The 2,901-nt window shown below is 67.7% G+C and carries 1 protein-coding gene; it reads right to left on the reverse strand.

Features of this window, described 5'->3' with window-relative positions; all coding sequences use genetic code 11:
* A partial coding sequence (locus ABZ951_RS33715; RefSeq protein ID WP_361281770.1) for a polyketide synthase dehydratase domain-containing protein occupies positions 1-2,901 on the reverse strand: 2,901 nt, incomplete at both ends.

The raw sequence follows: 2,901 nt of genomic DNA on the forward strand, positions 1-2,901 counted from the left end.
GGTGGGTGGCGAGGTGGCGGGCTAGTTCTCTGCCTAGTACGCCTGTTCCGCCGGTGATCAGGACCGTGCCCTCGGGATCGAACGCCACCGGCAGCATCAAGACGTTCTTGCCGATGTGCCGCCCTTGCTGCATGTGCCGGAAGGCGTCAACGGTGTCGCGGATGTCCCAGCAGGTGACGGGCAGAGGCTGGATGACACCGTCGTCGAACAGCCGCAGCACCTTGGTGAGGATGCCCTTGATCTGTTCGGGCGACGCGCTGAGCAGGTCGAATGCCTGGTAGGCCAAGCCGGGATGGTCCCGGTGCACCTGCTGAGCGTCGCGGATGTCGCTCTTGCCCATCTCCAGGAACCGGCCGCCGTCCCGGGAAGTCAGACGCAATGACGCATCCACGAACTCACCGGCCAGGCAGTCCAGGACGACATCGACGCCCCGTCCTCCGGTGAGGTCGGCGAACTGCCCCTCGAAGTCAAGCGTGCGGGAGGACGCGATCCGCTCCGGGCTGATCCCGTTCGAGCGCAGCACCTCCCACTTGCTTGGACTGGCGGTGGCGAAGACGACGGCCCCCAAGTGGTGGGCGAGCTGCACGGCAGCCATGCCCACACCGCCGGCCGCGGCGTGGACGAGCAGAGACTCGCCTGCCCGCAGGTCGGCGAGCTCGACCAATCCGTAGTAAGCGGTGGCGAAGACGATCGGCACTGAGGCCGCCTGTGCGAATGACCACCCCTGTGGAATGTGGGCGAGCAGGTCCTGATCAGTGATGGCGACCGGGGCGAACGCCCCTTCGAAAACCCCCATCACCCGGTCCCCGGCCTTCCAGTGGGACACTTCTGTCCCGACTTCCAGAACGATTCCCGCGCCCTCGCTGCCGAGACCGGCACCGGCCCGCCCTTCGACCACCCCCAAAGCCATCAGCACGTCACGGAAATTCACTCCCGCGGCCCGCATCCCGACCCGTACCTGGGTCGGGCTCAGCGGCACAGTCGCTGCCTCACTGGCCACCGGGCCCAGCCCCTCCAACGTCCCGGTCGGCGCACACTCCAACCGCCACCCCTGGTCCAGCTCGCCTTGCGACCACGCCCCGTCGTGGCTACCGGCGGCTCGGGTGAGGCGTGGGACGAGTACGTGGTTGGCGCGGACGGCCGCTTGCGGTTCGTTGAGGTGGAGGAGGGGCGGGAGGAGATTCCAGAGAGCCTGGTGGTTGTTGTCGAGGTCGATGATGAGGATGCGGCCTGGTTCTTCGGTCTGGGCGGAGCGGGTTAGTCCCCATACGGCGGCGCTTGGGAGGTTGACGTCTTCGCCGGGGGTGCAGGCCATGGCGCCGTGTGTGGTGATGACCAGGCGGGTGGTGGCCAGGCGTTCTTCTGCCAGCCATTGCTGGAGGAACTCGAGGGTTTGTTGGGTTGTGGTGTGGATGGTTTCGGTTGTGGGGGTGTCCTGGGAGGGTGGCGGGCAGTCGAGGAGGAGGACGTCGGGGACGGGGCTGCCCGCGTCCAGGGCCCGGACCAGTGCGCTGATGTCCGAGTAGACAGCCCCATTCCCGGACTCGAGCTCGATGTCGGGGAAAACGCCTGTCAGCCCGAAAACAGCCCAGCGCCCAGCAGGCAGGGACGGATCTGCTGACGGCTGACGGGCAGGTTCCCACCGCACTTCGAAAAGGTCGGCTCGCTCGGTGCTGGTGCGCGAGACCGCCGCCAGATCATCCATGGACACCGGGCGCAGGACCAGCGACTCGACGGAGGCAACAGGTCGGCCGATGTCGTCGGCTACCTGTAGCGAAATGACCTGGTGCTCATCGGCGGAGGCGGTTGGTGAGATCCGTGTCCGCAGCACCGAGGCGCCCGTCGTATAAAGAGATACGCCATTCCATGTAAACGGCAGAATGCCTGCTTCTGGCCGGCTGGCTTCTACGGAAGACGCAGGAGCTACCAGCGACACGGTCTGCACCGCGACGTCCAGGAGCGCGGGATGGAGCGCGAAACGGGGGGCGTCTTCCGTGACCGCGTCGGGCAAGCACACCTCCGCGAGAATGTCCGCCCCGTGACGCCACGCCGCACGCAGCCCCTGGAAAACCGGCCCGTAGGTGAAGCCCAGCTCGGCCATGCGGTTGTACAGCCCATCCAGGCCAATGGGCTTCGCGCCCGGGGGCGGCCAGATGCCTTGGGCATGGTCGGCGATGCCGGGATGGGGCGCGGCCGTTTGGGGTGCCAGGGTGCCGGTGGCGTGGTGTTGCCAGGTGTGGTCGGTGTCGGGGTTGTCGGTGCGGGAGGAGATGGTGAGGGTGCGGCGTCCGGCGTTGTCCGGGGGCCTGACGGTGATTTGGAGGGTGACGGTACTGGTTTCGGGGAGGGTGAGGGGGGTGTGGAGGGTGAGTTCTTCGATGTGGGGGGTGTGGGTGTGGTGTGCGGCTTGGAGGGCGAGTTCGAGGAATGCGGTGCCGGGGAGGAGGGCGGTGCCGGCGATGGTGTGGTCGGCGAGCCAGGGGTGGGTGGGCAGGGAGATCCGGCCGGTCAGGAGGAACCCGTCGTCTTCGGCGAGGGTGACCGCCGCGCCGAGGAGTGGGTGTCCGGCCGGTTCCAGGCCCATCGCTCCCGCGTCCCCGGTGCCCGGGGACGCGGTGAGCCAGAACCGTTGGCGTTGGAACGGGTAAGTAGGCAGGTCAACGCGCTGCGGCCGGGGGGTGTGGCGGGTGTAGTGGGTTGCCCAGTCGATGGCCCGGGTGGTGTGGGCGTGGGCCAGGGTGGTGAGGAGCTGGGTGGTGTCGTTGTGGTCGGGGTGGAGGAGGGGGTGGGTGTTGGGTGTGTGGTGGGGGAGGTTGTGGTGGGTGAGGGTGGTGAGGGTGTTGTCGGGTCCGAGTTCGAGGTAGGTGGTGGTGCCGTGGGTGTGGAGGTTGTGGGTGATCT

The sequence above is a fragment of the Streptomyces sp. NPDC046215 genome (genome assembly GCF_040646215.1).
In the GTDB taxonomy this organism is placed as follows: domain Bacteria; phylum Actinomycetota; class Actinomycetes; order Streptomycetales; family Streptomycetaceae; genus Streptomyces; species Streptomyces stramineus.